The following is a 26417-nucleotide window of genomic DNA, read 5'->3' on the forward strand; positions in this document are numbered from 1 at the left end:
GAAATTAAGCGCTGGTATTGGAAAGATGCCTACTGTCAGATCTGACAGGTAAAGCAACCGTTTGTCGGAAATCCATTTTGCCGTGACTGCTTCCGCTGCATTTGAAGGTTGACGGCTCAAGGTCAGATAGTGTCTTCTGAAACCGGTTTCAGCGGTATCCATGCCGTTAAAACGCTACATTTCAAAAATAAGGTCTGCCCCATTGAACGACTTCTCCGCCGCCCAGCGCAGCCGCGTGACCATGCTTGATGTTGCCGAACGCGCCGGTGTATCCAAGGCCAGCGTCTCGCGTTTCATCGGCGATGACCGCGCGCTGCTCTCCGATGCCATTGCCCGGCGCATCGAGCAGGCGATTGATGAACTCGGTTACCGCCCCAACCAAATGGCCCGTGGCCTGAAACGCGGGCGCACTCGGCTGATCGGCATGCTGGTGGCCGATATCCGTAACCCCTATTCGATTGCCGTGATGCACGGGGTGGAAACCGCCTGCCGTGCGCACGGCTACAGCCTGGTAGTGTGCAACACCGACCGCGATGACGAGCAGGAACGCCAGCATCTGGCGCTGTTGCGCTCGTACAACATCGAAGGGCTGATCGTGAACACGCTGGGCCATCACCGGGACGAACTGCATGAGCTGCGCCGCGAGATGCCTATGGTGTTGGTGGATCGCAAGGTCGACGGGCTCGACAGCGACATGGTCGGGTTGAACAACTCGCAAGCAGTACAGATGGCGCTCGCGCATCTTGAGCAGCGCGGATATCGGGACCTATTGATGGTCACCGAACCGTTTGACGGCACCAGCTCGCGGATCGAACGGGTCAGCAGTTTTCAAGCGCAGATTGCCCAACGCTCGGCCCTGACCGGGGCGGTGCTGGAAACCGGCGATGATCTGAAGGCGCAACTTCAAACTTTTTTAAACACCCACGTTGACGGTCCGAAAGCACTGTTTTGCGCCAACGGCGTGGCGGCGCTGGCGGCGACTCACGCGTTGCGCGCACTCGGTGTGCGCTTGTTCGAGGATGTCGGGCTGATTGCCCTGGATGATCTGGATTGGTATCCGCTGGTGGGCAGCGGGATTACCGCGCTGGCACAGCCGACGCAAGAGATAGGCGCGCGGGCGTTTGAGTGTCTGCTCAAGCGCTTGCGCGGGGATGATGAGGTGGCGCGAATTGTGGATTTTGCGCCGGTGCTGATTGAGCGGGGTTCGACCCGAGGGATTGGCGGCGTCTGATCTGGCGCTTTCGCGAGCGGGCTCGCTCCCACAGGTGACCGTGTTGCAAATGTGGGGCGAGCCTGCTCGCGAAAGGGCCTGCAAAAAACTACAGAATCACCTGATTTTTTTTGAACAAAAATGAAACCGGTTTCAGAGGTCAATAACAATGAATAAACCCGCCGTTTCCATCAGTCTGTCCAGCTACGGTGCCGAGCTCGTGCGCCAGCGTGGGCAGGATTGTTTTATCGACATCCTCGCGGCAGCCGGGGCGAATCGCATCGAGTGGCGTGAAGAGCTGCTGACCCGTGAAGACCCGGCGCAACTGGCTCAGGCTACCCAGGCGCAGGGCCTGCAAAGCATTTATTCCTCACCTACCGAACTCTGGCTCGCAGGGCAAGCGCAGCCAAATCCCGAACTGATTACCGCGCTGCAACAGGCCCAGGCATTCGGCTCGAAATGGCTGAAAGTGTCCCTCGGTTATTTCACCGACAACTCTGATTTGCAGGCACTGGCCGAGCGACTCAAGCAAAGCCCGGTGCAACTGCTGGTGGAGAACGACCAGACCTTGCAAGGCGGACGTATCGAGCCGTTCCAGCGTTTCTTTACCGCCGTCGAGCAACACAACCTGCCGATCAAGATGACCTTCGACATTGGCAACTGGCACTGGCAGGACCAGTCCGCCGCCAGCGCCGCACGCGCGCTCGGCCGTCACGTCGGTTATGTGCATTGCAAAGCCGTTGCGCGCCGCGCCGACGGCAAACTGGTTGCCGTACCACCCGCCATCAGCGACCTGCATCTGTGGGAACAACTGCTGCGACACATGGACCAAGGCGTTATGCGCGCCGCCGAGTACCCGCTGCAAGGCGATGATCTGGTGCAACTGACCCGCGAACACGTCGCCGCCCTCGCCCGCCTCGGTCAATCGCGCCTGGAGCCAGCTCATGTCTGAGATCGATATTCTTTCTTTCGGTGAAACCATGGCGATGCTGGTCGCCGAGCAGACCGGCGATCTGGCCAAGGTCGAGCAGTTTCACAAACGGATTGCCGGGGCCGACAGCAACGTCGCGATCGGCTTGTCGCGCTTGGGTTTCAACGTCGCGTGGCTGAGCCGGGTGGGTAATGATTCGCTCGGACGCTTTGTGGTGGAAACGCTGATCAAGGAAGGTCTGGATTGCAGCCACGTCGAAGTCGATAAAAACCAGCCAACGGGTTTCCAGTTCAAATCGCGCAACGACGATGGCAGCGACCCGCAGGTCGAATATTTCCGGCGCGGTTCGGCGGCCAGTCATTTGTCGCCGAACTCCATCAGCGACAACCTGCTGAGCGCCCGCCATTTGCACGCCACCGGTATTCCGCCGGCGCTGTCAGGCTCCAGCCGGGAAATGTCCTTCGAGCTGATGACCCGGATGCGCAACGCCGGGCGCAGTGTGTCATTCGACCCGAATCTGCGCCCCAGCCTGTGGGCCAGCGAGGGCGAGATGATCCGTCAGATCAACCGCCTCGCCGCCCTTGCCCACTGGGTGCTGCCGGGGTTGAGCGAAGGTCGCTTGCTCACCGGTTTCGACGACCCGGCCGACATTGCTGCGTTCTATCTGGATCAGGGCGCCGAGGCCGTGGCGATCAAACTCGGGCCTGCGGGTGCTTATTACCGCACGCAGCTGGATCAGGGTTTCGTTGCCGGCGTGCCGGTGAGCAACGTGGTCGATACCGTGGGTGCCGGAGATGGCTTTGCGGTCGGCATGATCAGCGCCCTGCTCGAGCACCAGAGTTTTGCCGAGGCAGTGCAGCGGGCGAACTGGATTGGCAGTCGCGCGGTGCAGAGTCGTGGCGACATGGAGGGGTTGCCTTCTCGCTTGGAGTTGACCGCTGAATTCGCGAGCAGGCTCGCTCCCACAGGGGAACGCATTTCACATGTGGGAGCGAGTCTGCTCGCGAAGAAGCCCGCCTGATCACCGCAAATCAATGAACCTGCTGCGACAAAAACAACAAGCTCAGGAGTCACACCGATGAAAACTGCAACCCTCGCCACCCGCCGCTGGTGGTACATCATGCCGATTGTGTTCATCACATACAGCCTGGCCTATCTTGATCGCGCCAACTACGGTTTTGCCGCCGCGTCGGGCATGGCCGAAGACCTGATGATCACACCGGGTCTGTCCTCGCTGCTTGGTGCGCTGTTCTTTCTCGGTTACTTTTTCTTCCAGGTTCCCGGCGCGATCTACGCGCAAAAGCACAGTGTGAAGAAGCTGATTTTCGTCAGCCTGATCCTCTGGGGTGGTCTGGCCACGTTGACCGGCGTGGTGTCCAACGCCTATTGGCTGATCGTCATTCGCTTCATGCTCGGCGTTGTCGAAGCGGCGGTGATGCCGGCGATGCTGGTGTATCTGTGCCATTGGTTCACCCGTGCCGAACGTTCGCGGGCCAACACCTTTCTGATCCTCGGCAACCCAGTGACGATGCTGTGGATGTCGGTAGTCTCGGGTTATCTCGTACAGCATTTCAGCTGGCGCTGGATGTTCATCATTGAAGGTCTGCCGGCGGTGTTGTGGGCGTTTATCTGGTGGCGTCTGGCCGATGATCGACCAGCTCAGGCCAAGTGGCTCAATGAGCAGGAAAAACACGATCTGGAAAGCGCCCTCGCCGCTGAGCAGGTCGGGATCAAAGCCGTGAAGAACTACGCCGAGGCTTTCCGTTCGCCGAAGGTGATCATCCTGGCGCTGCAGTTTTTCTGCTGGAGCATCGGCGTCTACGGTTTCGTGTTGTGGCTGCCGTCGATCCTCAAGGCCGGCGCGCAGATGGACATGATCGAGGCTGGCTGGCTGTCGGCGCTGCCGTATCTGGCGGCGGTGATCGGCATGCTCGCGGTGTCGTGGGGTTCGGACAAGTTGCAGAAGCGCAAACGCTTCGTCTGGCCACCGCTGCTGATCGCTTCGATTGCGTTTTATGGCTCTTACGCCTTGGGCGCCGAGCATTTCTGGTGGTCGTACACGCTGCTGGTGATTGCCGGCGCCTGCATGTACGCGCCATACGGGCCGTTCTTCGCCATCGTCCCGGAGATCCTGCCGGCCAACGTTGCCGGTGGCGCCATGGCGCTGATCAACAGCATGGGCGCGCTCGGTTCTTTTGGCGGCTCGTATCTGGTCGGTTATCTGAACAGCTCCACCGGTTCGCCCGGCGCTTCCTATCTGCTAATGAGCGGCGCGCTGTTGCTGTCGGTGGTGTTGACCATTTTCCTCAAGCCCGGCGCCAGTGATCGCGTCGTCGCCAAAGCCGTCGCCACACCGCGTGTGCCGGCGCATTCCTGAAAGGACTTTTGCCATGAAAAAACAGGTCGTGTTGTACAAGAAACTTTCGCCCGTGCTGATGGCGCGCCTGCAAGAGCAGTTTGACGTAACGCTGATCGAAAGCCTCGACGCCGATGGCCTCATGCAGTTGCGCGATGCCCTGCCCCGCGCCCACGGTTTGCTCGGCGCCAGCCTGAAACTCGATGCCGCGCTGCTGGATCTGGCGCCGCAACTGGAGGCGATTGCCAGCGTCTCGGTGGGGGTCGACAACTACGCCATCGAGTATCTGAATCGGCGCAAGATTCTGCTGACCAACACCCCCGACGTGCTCACCGAAACCACCGCCGACACCGGTTTCGCCCTGATCCTCGCTGCCGCGCGGCGGGTGGTCGAACTGGCGGACATGGTCCGTGGTGGGCAATGGAGCCGCAACATCGGCCCGGCGCATTTCGGCACCGATGTGCACGGCAAGACGCTGGGCATCATCGGCATGGGCCGCATCGGCGAGGCCCTGGCCCAGCGCGGGCATTTCGGTTTCGGCATGCCGGTGATCTACCACAGTCAGTCGCGCAAACCGGCGGTCGAGGAGCGTTTCGACGCACAATATCGCAGCCTCGAAGAGTTGCTCCAGCAGGCCGATTTCATTTGCCTGACCTTGCCGCTGACGGCGCAGACCGAACGCTTGATCGGCGCCGAGCAATTTGCGCTCATGCGGCCGGAAAGCATTTTCATCAATATCTCGCGGGGCAAGGTGGTTGATGAGGCGGCGATGATCGAGGCGTTGCGCAGCAAGCGGATTCGCGCGGCGGGGCTGGATGTGTTCGAGCGCGAGCCGTTGAATCATGATTCGCCGTTGTTGCAGTTGAGCAACGTGGTGGCGACGCCGCACATGGGCTCGGCGACCCACGAAACGCGTGAGGCAATGGCGCGGTGTGCGGTGGAGAATCTGTTGGCGGCGTTGAATGGACAGCGGCCGGCGAATCTGGTGAACGCCTCTACTTGGCAAAACTGAGATCTTTATTGCCGGCTCTGGCCTCATCGCTGGCAAGCCAGCTCCCACAGGATTCGGGTCGTCCATGAGTGTCATGGACACTGAAAAACCTGTGGGAGCTGGCTTGCCAGCGATTTGGCCAGTGAAGACACAGCAAATCCATCAGGCACTGCGCGCCTGCAACAGCTGCACCGCACACAACGCAATCCGCGCGCAGGCATCCGCCAGTTTGACCCGATCCACCACCAGCCCGATGCGAATATGCCCCGCCGCGCTCGGCCCGAACGCTTCACCGGCCAACACTGACACCCCGTAACCTTCCAGCAAGTGCTCGACAAATGCCTGGGCGCCGAGGCCAGTCTGGCGCACATCGACCATCACGAACATGCCGCCATCCGGGCGAATCGGCTGCAACCCGGGGCAACCGTGCAAACGCTCGCACACCAGATCGCGCCGCAAGCGGTATTCCTCGCGCATTTGCGTGACTTCCGGCAGATCACTTTGCAGCGCCACTTGCGCGGCTTTCTGTACGAAATCCGGCAGACCGAAGAGCATGCTCAGCGACAGATTCTCCAGATGCTCGGCCAAGGGTTTCGGGCCGATCATCCAGCCGATACGCCAACCGGTCATCGCATGGGATTTCGACAGACTGTTGATCGTCGCGGTGCGCTCGGCCATGCCCGGCAGGCTCGCCGGGCTGATGTGCTCGCCTTCATATAACAGCTCGCTGTACACCTCATCGCTGATCAACCACAGGTCATGGCGAATGCACAGCGCTGCCAGCTCCTGCCAGATCAGCAAGGGCAAGCTGGCGCCGCTGGGATTGTTCGGGCTGTTGAGCAGCATGGCGCGAGTTCGCGGGGTAATGCGCTCGGCAACATCGGCCGGGTCGACACGGAAACCGTTGTCGGGGCGTACCGGCACCGCAATCACCTTGGCACCGCAGGCGCCAAACACACCTTCGTAAGTGACGTACATCGGCTCGGCGACGATCACTTCATCGCCCGGATCGAGCAGGCACTGCGCCACCGAGTACACCGCGCATTGTGCGCCGGGCAGGACAATCACCTGATCAGGATCAACCCGTTGACCACTGCGCTGGCGATGACGCTCGGCAATCAGCCTGCGCAGCTCAAACCGCCCACGCACATCGGCGTAATGGGTATCGCCGGCCAACAGGCTATCGATCGCGCCATGGACGATCGGCAACGGCGTATCGAAATCCGGATCGCCGACGCTCAACAACAAAACATCAACGCCCTCGGCGCGCAGTTCCAGCGCTCGGTCGTGAATCTGCCAGGCAGCGGCACCCTCCCCGGCGATTCGTTGGGTCAAGGCTGAATAGCGCATGTACGTCTCCTGTTAGCGCGGTTTCCAGCCTTCACCGTATCTCAAATCACGAAACGCGCCACCATGGCGTTCAAATCCACTGCCAGTCGCGACAGTTCGTGGGTCGCGGCACTGGTCTGATTGGCGCCGGCGGCCGATTGCGTGGCGAGGTCGCGGATGTTGACCAGGTTGCGATCGACTTCGCGCGAGACTTGCGCCTGCTCTTCCGACGCACTGGCGATGACCAGGTTGCGTTCGTTGATCTGGTGAATCGATTGCGTGATCTGCTCCAGCGCCACGCCGGCCGCGCGGGCCATTTCCAATGTGGTCTGGGTGCGCTGATTGCTTTGCTGCATCGAGGAGACAGCTTCACCGGTACCGTTCTGGATGCCGGCAACCATTTTCTCGATTTCCTGGGTCGACTGCGCGGTGCGATGGGCCAAGGCGCGCACTTCGTCAGCCACCACGGCAAAGCCACGGCCAGCCTCGCCGGCACGCGCCGCTTCAATTGCAGCGTTGAGCGCCAAGAGGTTGGTCTGCTCGGCGATGGCCCGAATCACGTCCAGCACCTTGCCAATGTCACGACCTTGCGCGGCGAGGCCTTCGATCATCTGCGCAGTGTTCTGCACGTCGTGGGTCATGGTCTGGATCGCGTCGACGGTTTTCACCACCTGATCACGACCTTCGCGGGCGGCGTGGGTCGACTGGTTTGACGCTTCGGAAGTCGAGACGGCGTTGCGCGCCACTTCTTCCACCGCAGCGGTCATTTCGTTGACAGCAGTGGCGGCCTGTTCAATTTCGTTGTTCTGTTGTTGCAGGCCGCGCGAAGCCTCTTCTGTAACAGCGCTGAGTTCTTCGGCAGCGGCGCCCAGTTGCGTGGCAGAGCCGGCGATCTGCTCGATGGTTTTACGCAGGTTGGTCTGCATCGTGGCCAAGGCTTCGAGCAAGCGCGCCGGTTCATCCTTGCCGTCGACTTCGATGGCTTTGCTGAGGTCACCGCCGGCAATGGTTTGCGCGGCGAGCACGGCGCGGTTGAGCGGCGTGACGATGCTGCGGGTCAGCAACCAGGCGAGCAACACGGTGGCCAGCGCCGCAATCACGGCGACGATGATGATCCCGGTAATGGCGCTGTCATAGTTTTCACCGGCCTTAATGGCCGCCGCTCTGGCCCCGGCGGTATTCATGCCGATCAGCTTGTTTAGCTGCTCGCCCATCTGATCGGTGCCTTCCTTGATGCGTGTGTTGATCAACGCGCGCATCGCTTCCAGATCGCCTTGGCGCGACAGCTCAAGCATCCGGTTCTGGGCTTGCAGGTAGTTATCGAGGGTGGTCGAAAACGTCTGGAAAACTGCGTGCTCTTCAGGACCTGCCGGCAACGCAGCGTAGCTGGCCTGAGCTTTGCGCACCTTGTCGACCAGCACCGCGATGCGGGTTTCTGCCTCTTGCAGGCTGGCCGGTTCGCGATTGACCAGCACACGGAACGAGAGAATGCGCATGCGCAGGACGTTTTCCGTGACCACGCTGAGGTGGGTCACGCTTGGCAATTGGTTGGTGTCCATGTCGATCGACGCCTGACGAATGACCGTCATGCGGCTGACGGCGAATACGCCGAGGACAATCACCAGCAAGGCGATAAAGGCAAAACCGAGGAAAGCACGTGGCGCGATATTCAGGTTACGCAGGGACATGGTCGGACTCTCGAAAGAAAGAAACTGCGAGCGTCCATGCCGTGAGCACTGGCCCATAGCGGGCGACAGTCCGGCGGCACTGAATTGTGGTTTTGTGTGCGCCTGACCGTTGTATCGGCCAGGCTTGAGGAAGGTTTCGGGTCTGCGGTAAATATTTTTCAGGACGTGGCAACAATCAAAAACTGCTCCGCTGCCCTTGGTAGGAGCTGTCGAGTGCAACGAGGCTGCGATCTTTTGATCCTGCTTTTAAAAGTCAAAAGATCGCAGCCTCGTTGCACTCGACAGCTCCTACATAGGCAAGCCGATCAGCGTTGGGCGGCAAGTTGCCAGACCCGAGCAATATCGGTGGCGCGTTCACGCAGCAGGCGCGGTGCTTCGGCGCAGGCTTGTTCGAGTGTCATCGGTCCGCTGGTCACGGCGAAAGCGGCGTCGATGCCGTGTTGATAGAGCTCCTGATAGCCCTCGCCCAAGGTCCCGGCAATCACGATCACCGGCACAGCGTGTTGTTTGGCAACTCGCGCAACACCGAACGGCGTTTTGCCGCGAAGGGTTTGCGCATCGAAGCGGCCTTCTCCGGTAATCACCAGATCCGCACCCTTGACCGCGTCAGCGAGCCCGACCAGTTCCGCTACCACCTCGACGCCCGCCTGAAACTGCGCACCGAGAAAAGCCTTGGCGGCAAACCCCAGACCACCCGCCGCGCCGCTGCCCGGTTCATCGCGCACGTCCCTGCCCAATGCTTGCGCGCAGAGTTCGGCAAAGTGCCCCAGCGCCTGATCAAGTTGCTCAACCTGCGCAGGCGACGCGCCCTTCTGAGGGCCGAAAATGGCCGAGGCGCCGTGGGGGCCGCAGAGCGGATTATTGACGTCGGCGGCGATGTCGAAACGCACATCGGCCAGACGTCGATCAAGCCCAGCCACATCGAGTCGCGCCAGTTGCGCCAAGGCCAGGCCGCCGGGCACCAGCGACTGATTCTGCGCATCCAGCAACTTCACCCCCAGCGCCTGCATCGCCCCGGCGCCGCCGTCATTGGTCGCGCTGCCGCCAATCGCCAGAATCACCCGTTGCGCGCCGGCATCCAGCGCAGCACGAATCAATTCACCAGTGCCAAAGGTGCTGCTGATGCAGGCATCGCGCTGTCCCGGCGGCACCAGTTGCAGACCGCTGGCCTCGGCCATTTCGATGATCGCGGTATGGTTGTGCGGCAGCCAGCCCCATGCGGCTTCGACCGGCGCGCCCAGTGGACCGCGCACGCGGGTGCGGCGTAACTCACCTTCGCAGGCTGCGAGAATCGACTCGACCGTGCCTTCGCCGCCATCGGCCATCGGGCATTTGATCAGCGTCGCCTGCGGCCAGACCTGGGCCAGTCCGAGGGCAATGGCTTCGGCAACGCCTTGGGCACTCAGGCTATCCTTGAACGAGTCGGGGGCGATGACGATTTTCATGGGAATTCTCCGGTTGCAGTGGCATTCATGCTGCCAGTCGGCCTGCGCCTTGACGCCGGTCGAGTGCACAAGTGGCGTCGGCGTTTATTGTTCATTTCCACAAAAGATATGTGTTGGTCGTACCGGCCTCATCGCTGGCAAGCCAGCTCCCACAGGGTTCTGCGGTGGCTATGGAAGTTATGAACGCCTTCTGACCTGTGGGAGCTGGCTTGCCAGCGATGGCGGCCTCAAGGACAACTCATGTCAATGGATCAGTCTGCGGCAGCAGCTGCACCCCAAGATACAACGCCAGCATCCCGTCCAGCTTCAACGGATCAACCCCGCTCAACTCGGCAATCCGCTCCATGCGATAACGCAGACTATTGCGATGAATGCCCAACGCCTCGGCGCAGGCCTGGCTCTGCCCGTCGTGCTCGCACCAACTGCGCAGGGTCGCCAGCAACTGGCCGTTGCTGTCCTTGGCGATGACCTGGCGCAGCGGCTTGAGCAGTTCGTCCAGCGCATCATCGTTGCGATGACGCCACAGCATGACCGGCAAGCGATAACGATTGAGCGTCAGCAGTCTCGAATTCGGCAGCACGTCACGACCATAAGCGAGCAAATCGCCGACTCGTCGGTAACAGCGACGCAACCCGGCCAGACCATCCGCCTGCCCGCCGACGGCGATGCGCAAAATCTTCCAGCCGAGGCCATCGAGTTTTTCCAGCAGTCGATCGTGCTCGACGTTCTGGCTCGCCGGGCGACACCACAACAACGAAGACTTCGCCGAACTCACGCACCAACTGTCCGGATAACGCGAGGTCAGCCACGCACTCAGTGCCTCGACGGTTTGCCCCGGCCCGTGCTCAAGCCCCAGTTCGAACAGATACGGCACGCGGGTCAATTGCGGCTTGAGCCCTAGTTGCTGCGCCTCATCGATCAGACGCGGCGAATCCCCCGCCTCGCTCAGCAGCAACGCCAGCAGATCATCGCAACGCTGCCGTCGCCACTGTTGCTCGGCCTGCTGGTTGCGCTGGCCGACCAGCATTTCAGCGGTCATGCGCACCAGCTCGGCATAGGTGCGCAATTGCTCCGGCTCGCCGGTGATGCCGAGCACGCCGATCAAGCGCTGATCGAGCAGCAGCGGCAGATTGATCCCCGGTTGCACACCTTTGAGATGCACCGCCGTCTGCGCGTCGATTTCCACCACACGCCCGTTGGCCAGCACCAGTTGCGCGCCTTCATGCCGGGTGTTGATGCGTTCCGGTTCACCGCTGCCGAGGATCAGGCCCTGACTGTCCATGACATTGACGTTGTACGGCAAAATGGCCATGGCCCGGTCGACGATGTCCTGGGCAAGGTCGTGATCGAGTTCGAACATAGCGGCGGCAATCCTTCAGTTCAGGCACGAACGGTTGTTCAGCCGCACAGGGTCTGGCGGCAAACCCTGTGCTCAGGCACAAAGACAATCCGGCCAAAGGTGGCCGAGACTCTCAGGGCGATCAACGTTACCCTTTGCATCGCAAAAAATCATAATAAAGAGAGAGCCGCTATGTCGCAGAGCGCCGCAGCTACCCAGACCATCGACGACGGTAAAAACGCCGTCTACAAACGCATCACCCTGCGTTTGATTCCCTTCATTTTCATCTGCTACCTGTTCAACTACCTCGACCGGGTCAACGTCGGCTTCGCCAAATTGCAGATGCTCGACGCACTGAAATTCAGCGAAACCGTATATGGCCTCGGCGCCGGCATCTTCTTCATCGGTTACGTGCTGTGCGGCGTGCCGAGCAACCTGGCATTGACCCGCTTCGGTCCTCGGCGCTGGATTGCCTTGATGATGATCACCTGGGGCACGCTGTCGACCTGCCTGTTGTTCGTCACCACCCCGACCGAGTTCTACACCCTGCGCTTTTTCACCGGTGCGGCTGAGGCGGGTTTCTTCCCGGGCGTCGTGCTGTACCTCTCGCAGTGGTTCCCGACGTTCCGCCGTGGCCGGATCATGGCGCTGTTCATGTCGGCGATCCCCGTCTCCGGGCTGCTCGGCAGCCCGTTTTCCGGCTGGATCCTCAACCACTTCGCCGCCGGCCAGGGTGGCCTGGCCGGTTGGCAGTGGATGTTCCTGCTGCAAGGCATTCCGACCGTGATCCTTGGTGCGCTGGCATATTTCCTGTTGAGCGACAGCTTTGCCAACGCCAAATGGCTGACCGCGCACGAACGTTCGGTGCTCGAAGCCGACCACGCCGAAGACCTCGCCAATAAACCTAAAACCGCCACCGACTCACTGCTTGCGGTGTTCAAGAACCCTGCGATCTGGGCCTTCGGCCTGATCTATTTCTGCATCCAGAGCGGCGTGTACGCGATCAACTTCTGGCTGCCGTCGATCATCAAGAACCTCGGCTTCAGCGACAACCTGGTGATCGGCTGGCTGAGTGCGATTCCGTATCTGCTCGCGGCGGTGTTCATGCTGGTCGTCGGCCGCTCGGCGGACTTGCGCAAGGAGCGCCGCTGGCACCTGGTGGTGCCGATGCTGATGGGCGCGATCGGGCTGGTGATCGCAGTGAACTTTGCGGCCAATCCGGCGATTGCGATTCTCGGCCTGACCATCGCGACCATGGGCGCACTGACCGGCCTGCCGATGTTCTGGCCGGTGCCGACCGCCATGCTGAGCGCGGGCGCAGCGGCTGGTGGGCTGGCGCTGATCAACTCGATGGGGCAGATGGCCGGGTTCCTCAGCCCGTACCTGGTGGGTTGGGTCAAGGACAGCACGGGTTCGACGGATGCAGCGTTGTACGTGCTGGCGGCGGTGATCGTCGGCGGGAGTCTGCTGGCGTTGCGGATGACTCGGACGTTGCGGGCCTAATCAGACGCGCAGATCAAAAGATCGCAGCCTTCGGCAGCTCCTACTCTGGAATGCGTTCCCTGTAGGAGCTGCCGAAGGTTGCGATCTTTTTGCGTTTAAGCGGTGCAATCATGCATAGCGCCAGTCGACGCAACATCTATGCTGAATCTGCCGGCCTCTTCGCGAGCAGGCTCGCTTCCACAGGATTTGTGGCTCCTGGATGTGGGAAATAATGAGCATCCGCTCAATATTCAGCACAAAAACCACGTATCCTGCGCGCCCCGTTCAACCATCACGTCGCGAGGACAGTTTGTCTAAAGGTATCGCTCTATCGGTTTCAGCCTCCGTGCTGTTTGCCGTCATGTATTACTACACGTCGCTGCTGACCCCTCTGAGCGGCGTGGAAATCTTCGGCTGGCGCATGCTTCTGACCGTGCCGTGCATGACGGTGTTCATGCTGGTTTCCGGGGAATGGCGGCGGGTGCTGGAGCTGTTCCGATTGATGGCAGCCAGGCCGAAGCTGATTGCCGGGCTGCTGGTTTCTTCAGCCCTGCTCGGGGTTCAGCTGTGGCTGTTCATGTGGGCACCGCTCAATGATTACAGCCTGGATGTATCACTGGGCTATTTCCTGTTGCCACTGGCGATGGTGCTGACCGGGCGGATTGCCTATGGCGAGAGCCTGTCTTACCTGCAGAAAATCGCGGTATTTTTCGCCAGTCTTGGCGTGTTGAACGAGCTGTATCAGGTTGGCGGATTTTCCTGGGCGACGCTGATGGTCGTGGTCGGTTATCCGCTGTACTTCGTACTGCGCAAATACCTGAAAACCGACAACCTCGGTGGCCTGTGGGTCGACATGACCCTGATGCTGCCGGTCGCCTACTGGTTTGTGCAGGGCGGCGAACAGGGCCTGGCCGTGTTCGATCAATATCCGGGGCTGATGTGGCTGATTCCACTGCTCGGTCTGATCAGTGCGTCCGCGCTGGTGGTGTATATCATCGCCAGCCGCTTGCTGCCGTTCAGTCTGTTTGGGTTGTTGAGTTATGTCGAACCGGTGCTGTTGCTCGCGGTGGCATTATTGCTGGGAGAGAGCATCAAGTCGGGCGAGTGGCTGACTTACATCCCGATCTGGCTGGCGGTTGTGGTGCTGGTGTTCGAGGGCTTCAAACACTTGACGCGCCAACGCCGCTCTTGAATGCAACACAAGACAAATGTGGGAGCGAGCCTGCTAGCGAAGTCGTCAGACCAGTCAACATGACTGTTGAATGAAAGTCCGCATTCGCGAGCAGGCTCGCTCCCTCAGGTTTTGTATGAAGCAAAAAAATCCCGGCCCTGCATTTCTGCAGGCCGGGATTTTTTCATTTCAGATTACTCGGTGGTCAACACACCACGACGCACCTGGTCACGCTCGATCGATTCGAACAGGGCCTTGAAGTTGCCCTCGCCGAAGCCATCGTCGCCCTTGCGCTGGATGAATTCGAAGAACACCGGCCCCATCAGGGTCTCCGAGAAAATCTGCAGCAGCAGACGCTTGTCGCCCTGCTCCGATGCGCCATCGAGCAGGATGCCGCGCGATTGCAGCTGATCGACCGGCTCGCCGTGATTCGGCAGGCGACCTTCGAGCATTTCGTAGTAGGTATCCGGCGGCGCGGTCATGAAGCGCATGCCGATTTTCTTCAGTTGATCCCAGGTCTTGATCAGGTCGTCGGTGAGGAACGCGACGTGCTGGATACCCTCACCGTTGAACTGCATCAGGAACTCTTCGATCTGCCCGGCGCCCTTGGACGACTCTTCGTTGAGCGGAATGCGGATCATGCCATCCGGTGCGGTCATGGCCTTCGAGGTCAGGCCGGTGTACTCGCCTTTGATGTCGAAGTAACGGATTTCACGGAAGTTGAACAGCTTCTCGTAGAAGTTCGCCCAATAGGCCATGCGACCGCGATAAACGTTGTGGGTCAGGTGGTCGATGATCTTCAGGCCAGCGCCAACCGGGTTGCGATCAACACCTTCGATGAACACGAAGTCGATGTCGTAGATCGAGCTGCCTTCACCGAAACGGTCGATCAGGTACAGCGGCGCACCGCCAATACCCTTGATTGCCGGCAGGTTCAGCTCCATCGGACCGGTCTCGATGTGAATCGGCTGAGCGCCGAGTTCGAGTGCGCGAGAATAGGCCTTCTGCGAATCCTTCACGCGAAACGCCATGCCGCAAACGGACGGGCCGTGTTCGGCGGCGAAGTACGAGGCGACGCTGTTGGGTTCGTTATTGAGGATCAGGTTGATTGCGCCCTGACGATACAGGTGCACGTTCTTGGAACGGTGGGTCGCGACTTTGGTGAAGCCCATGATCTCGAAGATCGGCTCCAGTGTGCCAGGAGTCGGCGCTGCGAACTCGATGAATTCAAAGCCCATCAGGCCCATTGGGTTTTCGTATAAATCTGCCATGGTGACGCCTCATCATTTCTTATCAATTAACCAGGGTTATTTGTCAGGAAAGTGATGTGGAGGGCGGCGCGCAGGAGATGCCACGCACGCTGCGCGCGAGGAAGTCTCCGTAGATCAGTTGAAACCCGAATATCTTCATTGTCGACCCAAGGCTCTTGCGGGCGAGGCTTCTGCTGCCAGAAGACGATTATTATTGTATGCGTAACCCGATTCTACACAGCGTAACCAGACCTGTCTGCCCTCTGTATAAAATCCGCTTTTTTACCTACGGCGCAAGCGCCATCTGCCATCTATTCTCCTCTCTGGCTCAATTGTTTATCGGGTCGGATTTCTAAACCACAGGATGTGTCCATGCCACTGACCCACCGATCCCGCCGCAAACGCAGCACCCGAATCGCCGTGACTTTGCTCACCGGTCTGCTGCCAATCGTGCTGGGCAGTGGGATTCTTTATATGCAGGCAAAACGAACGCTGGAGCAAAGTGCCGGGGAAACGGCCGAACAAGCGTTGCAACAGTTCGATCTGATGCTCGACAACACGGCAGAAGCCGCTCGGGTTCTGCTGCCTCTGGCCGGGAAAAATTGCGAAGACGTGAAACTGGCCCTGCGCGAACAAGTGACCCGACGCCCCTTCGTGCGCTCGACCAATCTGGTCTGGGACAACACGCTCTACTGCAGCTCACTGTTCGGGCAGTTCAAGGAAGCGGTCAATGCCGGGGACTATCATCAAGGCAAACTGTGGTTGATGAAAGGCAATCCCGTCACTCCCGACACGGCATTGTTGATCTACCGCCTCAGCGACGGTCGTGGCGGCGCGCTGACCACGCTTGATGGTTATCACCTGAGCAACATCCTGCGCCTGATCGGCCGCCAGACATTACTGATGTTGCAAGTGGGCGATAACTGGCTGTCCGCCGACGGCAGAGTGCATCAAGGGCCCCTGCCCGCTTTGCCAGTCGCGCATAGCATGCTCGAATCCGAACGATACGGTTTCAACGTGTCGGCGGGTTTTCCCGAAGGAGAAACCTGGCGTTACATGGCGGCCAATTATCCGCCGTTGTTCAGCCTGCTGATATTTTTCGGCGTGATCTCGGGCGCCATCGGCCATGTCGTGCAGAAACGCTCGAACTCGCCCAGTCACGAAATGCTTCGCGCACTCGAGGCCGGGGAATTCATTCCTTACTTCCAGCCGGTGGTTCACGGTGACAGCAAGCAGTGGTCCGGCGCTGAAGTGCTGATGCGCTGGAATCACCCGAAAGAGGGCCTCGTACGCCCGGATCTGTTCATTCCATTTGCCGAGCATTCAGGCTTGATCGTGCCGATGACCCGCTCGCTGATGCAACAGACTGCCGCCATGCTGGGACCGCATTCTGCGGCCTTCGCCAAACCTTTCCATATCGGCATCAACATCACTGCCAGCCATTGCAAGGATCTGGAACTGGTCGAAGACTGTCGCGACCTCCTGGCGGCGTTTGCGCCCGGCAGCGTCGAGCTGGTGCTGGAATTGACGGAGCGCGAGCTGATCGAACCGAACGACATGACCCTGCAACTGTTTGAGCAATTGCACGCACTTGGAGTGAAAATCGCGATCGACGATTTTGGTACAGGCCACTCAAGCCTCGGCTACTTGCGCGCCTTCAAGGTCGACTTTCTCAAGATCGATCAGAGCTTTGTCGCCATGATCGGCATCGATGCGCTATCACGGCATATTCTCGACTCCATCATTGAACTGTCGGCAAAGCTGGATCTGGCCATTGTTGCCGAAGGTGTCGAGACACAGGCCCAAGCCGATTACCTGACGGAGCATCAGGTGGATTTCATGCAAGGTTATTTGTTTGCCAAACCGATGCCGGCAGCAGATTTCATCAGCGCATTAAGTGATCGTTAACTCATTAGCATAGCCCGTCCAACAACCGCACCAAATTGATACAAAAAGTCATTGTTGTTACATGGCGACAACATCAGGATTTACTCTTGTCGCATTAACTACTACAATTTTTTCAACCTGAGCCAGACTGACAGGTGAGCCAATTATCACCGAGTCGCTTCCAGGCTCTTGGCTTATAGCTTTGTTTGCGGTTGGTATCAGCCAAACACACTATTGGAGTAAAGATATTGTCCAGACTCGCTGAATTTCGCGCAGCTGAAAAGGCCCTTCAGGAACAGCTCAAACAGCTGGAGTCACTGAAGAATGACGCCGGGCTCAAGAAAGAAATCGAATTCGAAGAAAAGCTCCAGGGACTGATGAAAACCTATGGCAAAGGCCTGAAAGATATCATCGCTATCCTCGACCCGAACCCGGCGAAGTCCGGTCTGCAGGCCGCCCCAGCGCCGAAGACCCGCCGCGCCCGCGTCGTCAAGGTTTACCAGAACCCGCACACTGGCGAGCTGATCGAAACCAAGGGCGGCAACCATCGCGGCCTGAAAGCCTGGAAAGAACAGTACGGTGCGGCCACCGTGGATTCATGGTTGCGCGGTTAATCTGACGCCAACAAAAAGCCCTGCGCGATGCAGGGCTTTTTTATTGACAATATCTAACAAATGAAATGATTTTCATCGAACAAGTTGGAAAATTGTGTAACGTTACTGAGTCATCACGCTAAACATTTTGCTGCGCGATGTTGCTGCAAACGATGAATCAAACTTTGTGCTTAATCCTTTCCGGCATTCAAAACACCGCGAGTTAGTACGGACGTTTATAATTTCAGGCTGTTACGTGCCGCCTCTATGTCGTCGGCGCTCGCCTTATAAACCTCAGCCTGACCGGCATATGAAAGTACATAAGCCTTGTCTGTTTCCACGGCAGCCACCAGCGTTTGTGATAATACGTGCCGGCCGTTCTCGGTGATCGTGCAGGTCGTCTCCAACCCGGTCAATGATCCGAACGCAGCCGGATGGATTCGGTTGCAGACGCTCTGATAACCACTGCGGAAGAAATCCTTCTGGATGGATTTACGCATCTCCAGCAGCACGCCTTGCAAATTGACCTGATGCCCCGCCTCCACTTGCGTCATGGTCAACTCCATCACCATCACCTGATTGCCGTCGGCATCGAGCTTCACTGCCCTTTGCCGCGAGACTGGCGGCGCGGTATCCGGCAACACTTCAACCTTCCAGCCCGCTGGCCAGGTGATGCTCGGTTCGGCCATGGCCGGGAAAACCACGGCCAATGACAAAGCAAAAAAAACAAACACGGATTTGAACAGTCGGATCATTGCCGGACGCACTCGAAGGTAGAGAGCAAAGTCTGAGCCCCGCCCTCGCGCAGGGCAAGCCCGCCTTGCATTTGGCGATGCCGGCCGGCATGCGTATCATTGCGCCCATTCACTCGCCCATTGTTATTGGAGGGCCCATGAGCCTCAACGAACTGAACACTTTCCCCGGCGTGACCGCCACGCCAGACAGCGCAACCCGCAACTTCGTGTTCAACCACACCATGCTGCGCGTGAAGGACATCACCAAGTCGCTGGATTTCTACACCCGCGTCCTGGGTTTCTCGCTGGTCGAGAAGCGTGATTTTCCGGAAGCCGAATTCAGCCTGTACTTCCTTGCGCTGGTCGATAAAGCGCAGATCCCGGCCGATGCTGCTGCGCGTACCGAATGGATGAAATCGATTCCAGGCATTCTCGAATTGACCCACAACCACGGTACCGAAAACGATGCCGACTTCGCCTATCACAATGGCAACACCGATCCGCGTGGCTTTGGTCACATCTGCATTTCGGTGCCGGACATCGTCGCAGCGTGTGCACGCTTTGAAGAGCTGGGTTGCGATTTCCAGAAGCGCCTGACCGACGGCCGGATGAAGAGCCTGGCGTTCATCAAGGACCCGGATGGCTACTGGGTCGAGATCATTCAGCCTGCGCCGCTGTAAAAGCTGAAAGCCCCTCACCCTAGCCCTCTCCCAGAGGGAGAGGGGACTGATTGCGGGATGTTGGAGAATTACACCAACTTGATCGATTGGCGGTGAATCCATAATCGACCGGCTCTCTCAGGTCGATGGATGACTTCAGACACCTCGGTCGGCGCCCTCTCCCTCGGGAGAGGGCTGGGGTGAGGGGTGGCTTTCCACGCGCAAAAAAAACCCATGATCGCTCATGGGTTTTTTCGTTTTCGACCTGGCAGTTACGCCGGGGCCGAAGTCCGGATCAAGTGATCGAACGCACTCAGCGAAGCCTTGGCGCCCTCGCCCACTGCAATCACGATCTGCTTGTACGGCACAGTCGTCACGTCACCCGCTGCAAAGATTCCCGCAATGGAAGTCTCGCCACGGTTGTCGACAATGATCTCGCCACGCGGCGACAGCTCGATGGTGCCCTTCAGCCAATCGGTGTTCGGCAGCAGACCGATCTGCACGAAGATGCCTTCCAGCTCAACCGTGCGCAGTTCATCGGTAGTGCGGTCCTTGTAGCGCAGGCCGTTGACCTTCTCGCCATTGCCGGTGACTTCAGTGGTTTGCGCACTGGTGATCACGGTAACGTTCGGCAGGCTGTGCAGCTTGCGTTGCAGCACGGCGTCGGCGCGCAGTTGCACGTCGAATTCCAGCAGCGTTACGTGCGCCACGATACCCGCCAGATCGATCGCCGCTTCAACGCCGGAGTTACCGCCGCCGATCACCGCTACGCGCTTGCCCTTGAACAGCGGGCCGTCGCAGTGCGGGCAATACGCCACGCCTTTGTTGCGGTATTCCTGCTCGCCCGGAACGTTCATTTCGCGCCAGCGTGCGCCGGTCGCGAGAATCACGCTCTTGGCTTTCAGGGTTGCACCGCTGGCGAAGTGGACTTCATGCAGCTCGCCATTCTTGCCCGGGATCAGCTTGTCAGCGCGTTGCAGATTCATGATGTCGACGTCGTACTGCTTGACGTGTTCTTCCAGCGCCGTGGCCAGTTTCGGCCCTTCGGTTTCCTGCACGGAAATGAAGTTCTCGATGGCCATGGTATCCAGCACCTGACCGCCGAAGCGCTCAGCCGCGACACCGGTGCGGATGCCTTTACGTGCGGCGTAGATAGCGGCCGAAGCACCGGCCGGGCCACCGCCGACGACCAGCACGTCAAAGGCTTCTTTGGCGCTGATCTTCTCGGCCTGACGCTCAATAGCGCCGGTGTCGAGTTTGGCGAGAATTTCCTCCAGGCCCATGCGGCCCTGACCGAAGTTTTCGCCGTTGAGGTAGATGCTCGGCACAGCCATGATCTTGCGATCGTTGACTTCGTCCTGGAACAGCGCGCCGTCGATGGCGACGTGGCGGATATTCGGGTTGAGCACGGCCATCAGGTTCAGCGCCTGAACGACGTCCGGGCAATTCTGGCAAGACAGGGAGAAGTAAGTCTCGAAGCTGAACTCGCCTTTGAGCGAGCGGATCTGCTCGATCACTTCAACGCTGGCCTTCGACGGGTGGCCACCGACTTGCAGCAGAGCCAACACCAGCGAGGTGAATTCGTGGCCCATTGGAATGCCGGCGAAACGCAGACTGATGTCGGCTCCAGGGCGATTGATCGAGAACGATGGCTTGCGGGCATCGTCACCGCTGTCGATCAGGGTAATCTGGCTCGAAAGACTGGCAACGTCTTTCAGCAGGTCCAGCATTTCACGGGATTTCGCACCGTCGTCGAGGGATGCAACGATCTCGATCGGTTGGGTGACCCGTTCCAGGTACGATTTCAACTGGGCTTTAAGATTGGCGTCCAACATACGGGCGATTTCCTTTATTTGAGGCGAAAAAAAGCCCGAGCGAATCTCGCCCGGGCATTTTTATTGGGCGGTGCAGCTAACTTAAGAAGGTGCGGCGTGCCGCCCTGCGTTGCATGTCACAGACTTAGATCTTGCCGACCAGGTCCAGCGACGGAGCCAGAGTGGCCTCGCCTTCTTTCCACTTGGCCGGGCAAACTTCGCCTGGGTGTGCAGCGACGTACTGAGCAGCCTTGATCTTGCGCAGCAGCTCGGAAGCGTCACGGCCAACGCCGCCATCGTTCAGTTCAACGATTTTGATCTGGCCTTCAGGGTTGATCACGAAGGTGCCACGGTCAGCCAGACCAGCTTCTTCGATCAGCACGTCGAAGTTGCGGGAGATGACGTGGGTAGGGTCGCCGATCATGGTGTATTCGATTTTGCCGATGGCTGGCGAAGTGTTGTGCCAGGCAGCGTGAGCAAAGTGGGTGTCGGTCGAAACGCTGTAGATTTCCACGCCCAGCTTCTTGAACTCAGCGTAGTTGTCAGCCAGGTCTTCCAGCTCGGTTGGGCACACGAAGGTGAAGTCGGCTGGGTAGAAGAACACTACGGACCACTTGCCTTTCAAGTCAGCATCCGAGACTTGAACGAAGTCGCCGTTTTTGAACGCGGTAGCTTTGAACGGTTTTACTTGGCTGTTGATGATAGGCATCGATGACTCTCCGTCAGGGGTTATGAAGTTGATGGGTGAATCCTACCCACTCACTCGACGGAAGGCTCATTGGCAAACCTGATACTGCTGATTTGTTTTCGCTATTAGCTGACTGTATTAATAGAAGAAAACGATCTCTACGGCTGATCCGGCTTATCCATAATCCGAGCCATTCCCTGGAATGGGCTGACCTCAACATAGCGCATGGCGGATTTCATGTCCTTCCAGCCAACGTAGCTCATCAGCGATTTCAGGTCCCAGCCGCTTTGATGCGCCCATGTGGCAAAGCCACGCCGCAGTGAATGGCTGGTGTAATTGGCGGCGGCAATCCCGGCGCGCTGCAACGCCTGTCTCAACAGCGGAATGATGCTGTTGGCGTGCAGCCCCTCCTCGCTCAGATTGCCCCAGCGATCAATGCTGCGGAACACCGCGCCGCGCACCAGCGCAGCCTCTGTAATCCAATCGATATAGGCCTGCACCGGGCACAGCTTCAGCAGCGCCGGGGCCTGATAAGTCTGCCCGAGGTTTTCCCGGTCGCCCTTGCTGCGCGGCAAATACAAAGTGATTCCTTTGCCAGCACTCGCCTGCACATGCTCGATCTGCAAGCGGCACAACTCGTCGCTGCGAAAGCCGCGCCAGAAGCCCAACAGAATCAGCGCGCGATCCCGATACGCCTTGAGCAAGGTCGGGCGGTCCTGTTCTTCCCGGGCCGTCTGCACCTCCTGCTCAAGCCAATCGATCACGCGCTGCAGATCCTGCAATTGGAGCGGCTCAGCCTGTTTTTCCTGCGCCGGGTGCAAAGCACGAATGCCCTTGAACACCTTGCGCACCACTGGCGCCTTGGTGGGATCGGCAAACCCCTGACTGTTGTGCCACTGCGCCAGCGCCGACAGACGCAGCTTCAGCGTGTTGATCGATAGCACGCCAGCGTGCGCCACCAGATAGCGCGCAACGCTGTCGGCAGTAGCCGGCAGAAATCCGCCCCACGTCACCTCGAAGTGCTCGATCGCCATGCGATAGCTGCGGCGAGTGTTGTCCCGGGTGGCGGCTTGCAGATATCGATCAATGTCGCTCATGGGCAGTTTTCTCGCTGGCGTACGGGTTCAGGCATGCAGATGCGCATTTTGCCCCCTGACATTGGGTAATACCAGTATATCCCGCCTGTTTTACCTTAACGATTTACCTATATTTTCAGCATGGTACACTGCGTACTTTAGTGGCATGTACCACAGTACGCAAACGTAGGAGTTCACATGGCCCGTGGCGGCATTACCAAAGCACTGGTGCAAATCGCACGCACAGCGATCCTGGCTCGCGGCGAACACCCAAGCATCGATGCAGTACGCATTGAAATGGGCAACACCGGCTCGAAAACCACGATCCATCGCTATCTGAAAGAACTGGACGACGGTGCCCAGCCGAATGAGGCGTCAGCAGAACCGATCGATGATGAGCTCACCGCCCTCGTCTCTCGACTCGCCCAGCGCCTGAAAGAACAAGCACAGGAACCCATCAAGCAAGCCCGCGAACAGTTCGAGGAGCAACGCCAAGCACTGGAAGCCGAGCTGAAGCAGACGCGCCAGGCGCTGGAAAAACTCGAGCACGACCACGACATTCAAGGCGCCGCACTGCAACGCGAATCCGAGGCGCTGAGCAACACCCGCTCGATGCTGCAAACCGAACAGACGCGCAACGCCGGCCTCAACCAGGCATTGGCCGACTTTGAATTGCGCTTGCAGGACAAGGACGAACAGATCCGCTCACTGGAAGAAAAACACCTGCACGCCCGCGATGCGCTGGAGCATTACCGTAACGCCACCAAGGAACAGCGCGAGCAGGAGCAGGCCCGCCATGAAGGGCAACTTCAGCAGATACAGGCAGAATTGCGTCAAGCCCAGCAGAGCGCGTTGGTGCGCCAGGACGAGATCACGCAGTTGCACCGCGACAACGAACGCCTGCTTACCGAAAACCGTGGCACCCAGCGCGAGCTGAATCTTGTGCAGGATCAGCTCAAGCACAGCAATCAGCGTCAGGATCAGTTGCTCGAGCAGGCCACGCGCATGGACAGCGAGCGCACCCTCCTCCAGGAACGTCTGCGCGTGGCGGCACTGGAAAGCCAGGCGCTCAAGCAGAGCGTCGACGAACAAACGCAGCTCAATCAGTCATTGGAAAGGGAATTGCTCAAGGTTCAGGCAAGCCTTGAAGACAGCCAGCGTCTGGCGTCTGCCGTTGCGGCAGCGCCAGACTCGGCCAAAGCGACAGACGCTTAAGCGCTGACCGGCGTACGCATGGTGACGAACTCTTCGGCGGCCGTCGGGTGCACCCCGATGGTGTCGTCGAAGTCGCGCTTGGTCGCGCCGGCCTTCAAGGCGATCGCCAGACCTTGCACGATCTCGCCAGCGTCCGGGCCGACCATGTGGCAGCCAAGCACCCTGTCGGTTTTGGCGTCGACCACCAACTTCATCAGGGTTTTCTCCTGGCAGTCAGTCAGGGTCAGCTTCATCGGCCGGAAGCGGCTCTCGAAGATCACCACCTCGTGGCCGCATTCGCGCGCTTCCTCTTCGCTCAAACCGACCGTGCCGATGTTCGGCAGGCTGAACACGGCGGTCGGAATCATCTTGTAGTCCACCGGACGGTATTGCTCCGGCTTGAACAGACGCCGCGCCACGGCCATGCCTTCAGCGAGCGCGACCGGTGTCAGCTGCACGCGACCAATGACGTCGCCCAGCGCCAGAATCGACGGCTCGGTGGTTTGATACTCGTCGTCGACTTTGATGAAGCCCTTGTCGTCGAGTTGCACATCGGTGTTTTCCAGGCCCAGATTGTCCAGCATCGGACGCCGGCCGGTGGCGTAGAACACGCAGTCGGCTTCGAGTACGCGACCATCCTTGAGCGTCGCCTTCAAGCTACCGTCGGCCTGCTTGTCGATGCGCGCAATGTCGGCATTGAATTGCAGATCGAGGCCACGCTTGGTCAATTCTTCTTGCAGATGCTTGCGCACCGCACCGTCGAAGCCGCGCAGGAACAGATCGCCGCGATACAGCAGCGTGGTGTTGGCGCCGAGGCCATGGAAAATTCCGGCGAACTCGACGGCAATATAACCGCCGCCGACCACCAGCACACGCTTGGGCAGCTCTTTGAGGAAGAACGCTTCATTCGAACCGATCGCATGCTCATGCCCCGGAATTTCAGGGATCTGCGGCCAGCCGCCGGTGGCGATCAGAATGTTTTTCGCGGTGAAGCGCTCGCCATTAACCTCGACCTCGTGCGGCCCAACGATTTTCGCGTGCGCCTCATGCAGGGTCACGCCACTGTTGACCAGCAAATTGCGATAAATGCCGTTGAGGCGATTGATCTCGCGATCCTTGTTGGCGATCAGCGTGGCCCAGTCGAAGTTGGCTTCGCCCAGGTTCCAGCCGAAACCGGACGCCTGCTCGAAGTCCTCGGCAAAGTGCGCGCCGTAGACCAACAGCTTTTTCGGCACGCAGCCGACGTTGACGCACGTGCCGCCCAGGTAACGGCTTTCGGCCACCGCCACTTTCGCCCCGAAGCCGGCGGCAAACCGCGCAGCCCGCACACCGCCGGAACCGGCACCGATCACATAAAGGTCAAAATCGTAGGCCATTTCTATCTCCTCGGCAGACCATCAGCATACCCGCAGCCATTCATTGGGCAAGCACTGCCATCCATATAAGGGCGGAAAATGAAAAAGCCACCCGAAGGTGGCTTTCTTTTGCAGACGCGGCGAAGACTATTAGTAAGCCTTGCCAGTCTTGTAGAAGTTTTCGAAGCAGAAGTTGGTCGCGTCGATGTAGCCTTCAGCGCCACCGCAGTCGAAACGCTTGCCCTTGAACTTGTAGGCCATGACGCAGCCGTTCTGGGCCTGCTTCATCAGGGCGTCGGTGATCTGGATTTCGCCGCCCTTGCCTGGCTCGGTCTGTTCGATCAGGTCGAAGATGTCCGGGGTCAGGATGTAACGACCGATGATCGCCAGGTTCGACGGCGCGTCTTCCGGCTTTGGCTTCTCGACCATGCTGTGCACGCGGTAGATGTCGTCGCGGATCATTTCGCCGGCGATGACACCGTACTTGTTGGTTTCCTGCGGATCGACTTCCTGGATCGCGACGATCGAGCAGCGGAACTGCTTGTACAGTTTGACCATCTGGGTCAGTACGCCGTCGCCGTCGATGTTGACGCACAGGTCATCCGCCAGGACCACGGCGAACGGTTCGTCACCGATCAGTGGGCGGCCAGTCAGGATTGCGTGGCCCAGACCTTTCATTTCGGTCTGACGGGTGTAGGAGAACGAGCACTCGTCCAACAGCTTGCGGATACCGACCAGGTACTTTTCCTTGTCGGTGCCCTTGATCTGGTTTTCCAGCTCGTAACTGATGTCGAAGTGGTCTTCCAGAGCACGCTTGCCACGGCCGGTGACGATGGAAATCTCAGTCAGGCCCGCGTCCAGTGCTTCTTCAACGCCGTACTGGATCAGTGGCTTGTTTACCACCGGCAGCATTTCTTTAGGCATGGCTTTGGTCGCTGGGAGGAAGCGAGTGCCGTAACCGGCTGCTGGAAACAAGCATTTCTTGATCATATAAGTCCTTGAAAAGGCTGTGTGTACGAGTTTCGAGGCAGTCTAATCAGGCGGCGTGCGCCTTACAATGCCCCGCGCTGGCTAACCGATGCCAACATAGAGAAATATTCGCGCGGATAGTTCCATCCGGGTATTTCAGCGGCGGCGTCAGCGTAGCTCAAGATCCGGGCAAACAGGATCACCATACGCTTATCAGCCCCCATTGCGAGCATTTGCCGCTATCATGGCGCCTTTG

The 26417-nt window shown here is 59.1% G+C and carries 22 protein-coding genes; 11 read left to right on the plus strand and 11 right to left on the minus strand.

Annotation, left to right across the window (positions count from 1 at the left end; translation table 11 throughout):
• Nucleotides 1-202: 202 nt before the first annotated feature.
• The 5 genes from CKW30_RS04795 to CKW30_RS04815 all read left to right on the plus strand — a co-directional run bounded on the left by CKW30_RS04795 (nt 203) and on the right by CKW30_RS04815 (nt 5509).
• Complete coding sequence (locus tag CKW30_RS04795; RefSeq protein WP_095180131.1) at nt 203-1231, plus strand: LacI family DNA-binding transcriptional regulator; 1029 nt, start codon at nt 203-205, stop codon at nt 1229-1231.
• A gap of 148 nt (nt 1232-1379) precedes the next feature.
• Nucleotides 1380-2162, plus strand: coding sequence for a sugar phosphate isomerase/epimerase (locus tag CKW30_RS04800; RefSeq protein ID WP_095180132.1), 783 nt, complete (start codon nt 1380-1382; stop codon nt 2160-2162).
• Nucleotides 2155-3162 (plus strand): sugar kinase, encoded by a 1008-nt coding sequence (locus tag CKW30_RS04805; protein WP_095180133.1) that lies wholly within the window; start codon nt 2155-2157, stop codon nt 3160-3162. Before CKW30_RS04800 ends, CKW30_RS04805 begins: the two co-directional genes overlap by 8 nt.
• Nucleotides 3163-3219: 57 nt before the next feature.
• Entirely contained in the window at nt 3220-4518 is a 1299-nt protein-coding gene (locus CKW30_RS04810; protein ID WP_041480189.1) for an MFS transporter, read from the plus strand.
• 13 nt (nt 4519-4531) lie between these two features.
• On the plus strand, nt 4532-5509 hold the full coding sequence (locus CKW30_RS04815) for a D-glycerate dehydrogenase (RefSeq protein ID WP_095180134.1): 978 nt from the start codon (nt 4532-4534) through the stop codon (nt 5507-5509).
• Nucleotides 5510-5650: 141 nt separating this feature from the next.
• Here CKW30_RS04815 and CKW30_RS04820 read toward each other — a convergent pair whose 3' ends face one another.
• From CKW30_RS04820 to CKW30_RS04835, 4 genes are all read right to left on the minus strand, one after another.
• Nucleotides 5651-6838 carry a pyridoxal phosphate-dependent aminotransferase gene (locus CKW30_RS04820; protein WP_095180135.1) on the minus strand — a complete coding sequence of 396 codons (1188 nt, stop codon included), beginning with the start codon at nt 6836-6838 and terminating at the stop codon, nt 5651-5653.
• A 41-nt stretch (nt 6839-6879) separates the two neighbouring features.
• Nucleotides 6880-8505: a methyl-accepting chemotaxis protein gene (locus tag CKW30_RS04825; RefSeq protein ID WP_095180136.1), complete on the minus strand. Its 1626-nt coding sequence runs from the start codon at nt 8503-8505 to the stop codon at nt 6880-6882.
• A 305-nt stretch (nt 8506-8810) separates the two neighbouring features.
• Nucleotides 8811-9950 (minus strand): glycerate kinase, encoded by a 1140-nt coding sequence (locus CKW30_RS04830; RefSeq protein WP_095180137.1) that lies wholly within the window; start codon nt 9948-9950, stop codon nt 8811-8813.
• Between the two features lie 238 nt (nt 9951-10188).
• Nucleotides 10189-11310: a sugar diacid recognition domain-containing protein gene (locus CKW30_RS04835; RefSeq protein WP_056789661.1), complete on the minus strand. Its 1122-nt coding sequence runs from the start codon at nt 11308-11310 to the stop codon at nt 10189-10191.
• A gap of 171 nt (nt 11311-11481) precedes the next feature.
• Between CKW30_RS04835 and CKW30_RS04840 the strand changes: the two genes are divergently transcribed.
• Both CKW30_RS04840 and rarD read left to right on the plus strand, forming a co-directional pair.
• Nucleotides 11482-12792 carry an MFS transporter gene (locus tag CKW30_RS04840; RefSeq protein WP_073476652.1) on the plus strand — a complete coding sequence of 437 codons (1311 nt, stop codon included), beginning with the start codon at nt 11482-11484 and terminating at the stop codon, nt 12790-12792.
• 289 nt (nt 12793-13081) lie between these two features.
• Nucleotides 13082-13963 (plus strand): EamA family transporter RarD, encoded by an 882-nt coding sequence (rarD, locus tag CKW30_RS04845; protein WP_095180138.1) that lies wholly within the window; start codon nt 13082-13084, stop codon nt 13961-13963.
• Between the two features lie 173 nt (nt 13964-14136).
• Here rarD and hppD read toward each other — a convergent pair whose 3' ends face one another.
• Complete coding sequence (gene hppD, locus CKW30_RS04850) at nt 14137-15213, minus strand: 4-hydroxyphenylpyruvate dioxygenase (protein WP_016774910.1); 1077 nt, start codon at nt 15211-15213, stop codon at nt 14137-14139.
• 351 nt (nt 15214-15564) lie between these two features.
• On the opposite strand from hppD, the gene CKW30_RS04855 reads away from it, so the two are divergent.
• Nucleotides 15565-17100, plus strand: a complete 1536-nt coding sequence (locus CKW30_RS04855; protein ID WP_095180139.1) for an EAL domain-containing protein — start codon at nt 15565-15567, stop codon at nt 17098-17100.
• 227 nt (nt 17101-17327) lie between these two features.
• On the plus strand, nt 17328-17693 hold the full coding sequence (locus tag CKW30_RS04860; protein WP_041480175.1) for a histone-like nucleoid-structuring protein, MvaT/MvaU family: 366 nt from the start codon (nt 17328-17330) through the stop codon (nt 17691-17693).
• 215 nt (nt 17694-17908) lie between these two features.
• On the opposite strand, the gene CKW30_RS04865 is transcribed toward CKW30_RS04860, so the two are convergent.
• Nucleotides 17909-18427, minus strand: a complete 519-nt coding sequence (locus tag CKW30_RS04865; RefSeq protein WP_095180140.1) for a DUF4946 domain-containing protein — start codon at nt 18425-18427, stop codon at nt 17909-17911.
• Nucleotides 18428-18564: 137 nt separating this feature from the next.
• Between CKW30_RS04865 and gloA the strand changes: the two genes are divergently transcribed.
• Nucleotides 18565-19086: a lactoylglutathione lyase gene (gene gloA / locus CKW30_RS04870; protein WP_039762746.1), complete on the plus strand. Its 522-nt coding sequence runs from the start codon at nt 18565-18567 to the stop codon at nt 19084-19086.
• 251 nt (nt 19087-19337) lie between these two features.
• On the opposite strand, the gene ahpF is transcribed toward gloA, so the two are convergent.
• From ahpF to CKW30_RS04885, 3 genes are all read right to left on the minus strand, one after another.
• Nucleotides 19338-20900 carry an alkyl hydroperoxide reductase subunit F gene (ahpF, locus tag CKW30_RS04875; protein WP_095180141.1) on the minus strand — a complete coding sequence of 521 codons (1563 nt, stop codon included), beginning with the start codon at nt 20898-20900 and terminating at the stop codon, nt 19338-19340.
• 124 nt (nt 20901-21024) lie between these two features.
• Nucleotides 21025-21588, minus strand: a complete 564-nt coding sequence (gene ahpC / locus CKW30_RS04880; protein WP_016774916.1) for an alkyl hydroperoxide reductase subunit C — start codon at nt 21586-21588, stop codon at nt 21025-21027.
• 137 nt (nt 21589-21725) lie between these two features.
• Nucleotides 21726-22664: a site-specific integrase gene (locus CKW30_RS04885; protein WP_056789641.1), complete on the minus strand. Its 939-nt coding sequence runs from the start codon at nt 22662-22664 to the stop codon at nt 21726-21728.
• 177 nt (nt 22665-22841) lie between these two features.
• Between CKW30_RS04885 and CKW30_RS04890 the strand changes: the two genes are divergently transcribed.
• Entirely contained in the window at nt 22842-23858 is a 1017-nt protein-coding gene (locus tag CKW30_RS04890) for a DNA-binding protein (RefSeq protein WP_095180142.1), read from the plus strand.
• On the opposite strand, the gene gorA is transcribed toward CKW30_RS04890, so the two are convergent.
• Nucleotides 23855-25213 carry a glutathione-disulfide reductase gene (gene gorA / locus CKW30_RS04895; protein WP_095180143.1) on the minus strand — a complete coding sequence of 453 codons (1359 nt, stop codon included), beginning with the start codon at nt 25211-25213 and terminating at the stop codon, nt 23855-23857. The genes CKW30_RS04890 and gorA overlap by 4 nt on opposite strands.
• A gap of 129 nt (nt 25214-25342) precedes the next feature.
• Nucleotides 25343-26182 carry a UTP--glucose-1-phosphate uridylyltransferase GalU gene (gene galU, locus CKW30_RS04900; protein WP_024013124.1) on the minus strand — a complete coding sequence of 280 codons (840 nt, stop codon included), beginning with the start codon at nt 26180-26182 and terminating at the stop codon, nt 25343-25345.
• Between the last annotated feature and the right edge of the window lie 235 nt (nt 26183-26417).

It is taken from the genome of Pseudomonas sp. Irchel 3F6 (genome assembly GCF_900187595.1).
In the GTDB taxonomy this organism is placed as follows: domain Bacteria; phylum Pseudomonadota; class Gammaproteobacteria; order Pseudomonadales; family Pseudomonadaceae; genus Aquipseudomonas; species Aquipseudomonas siliginis.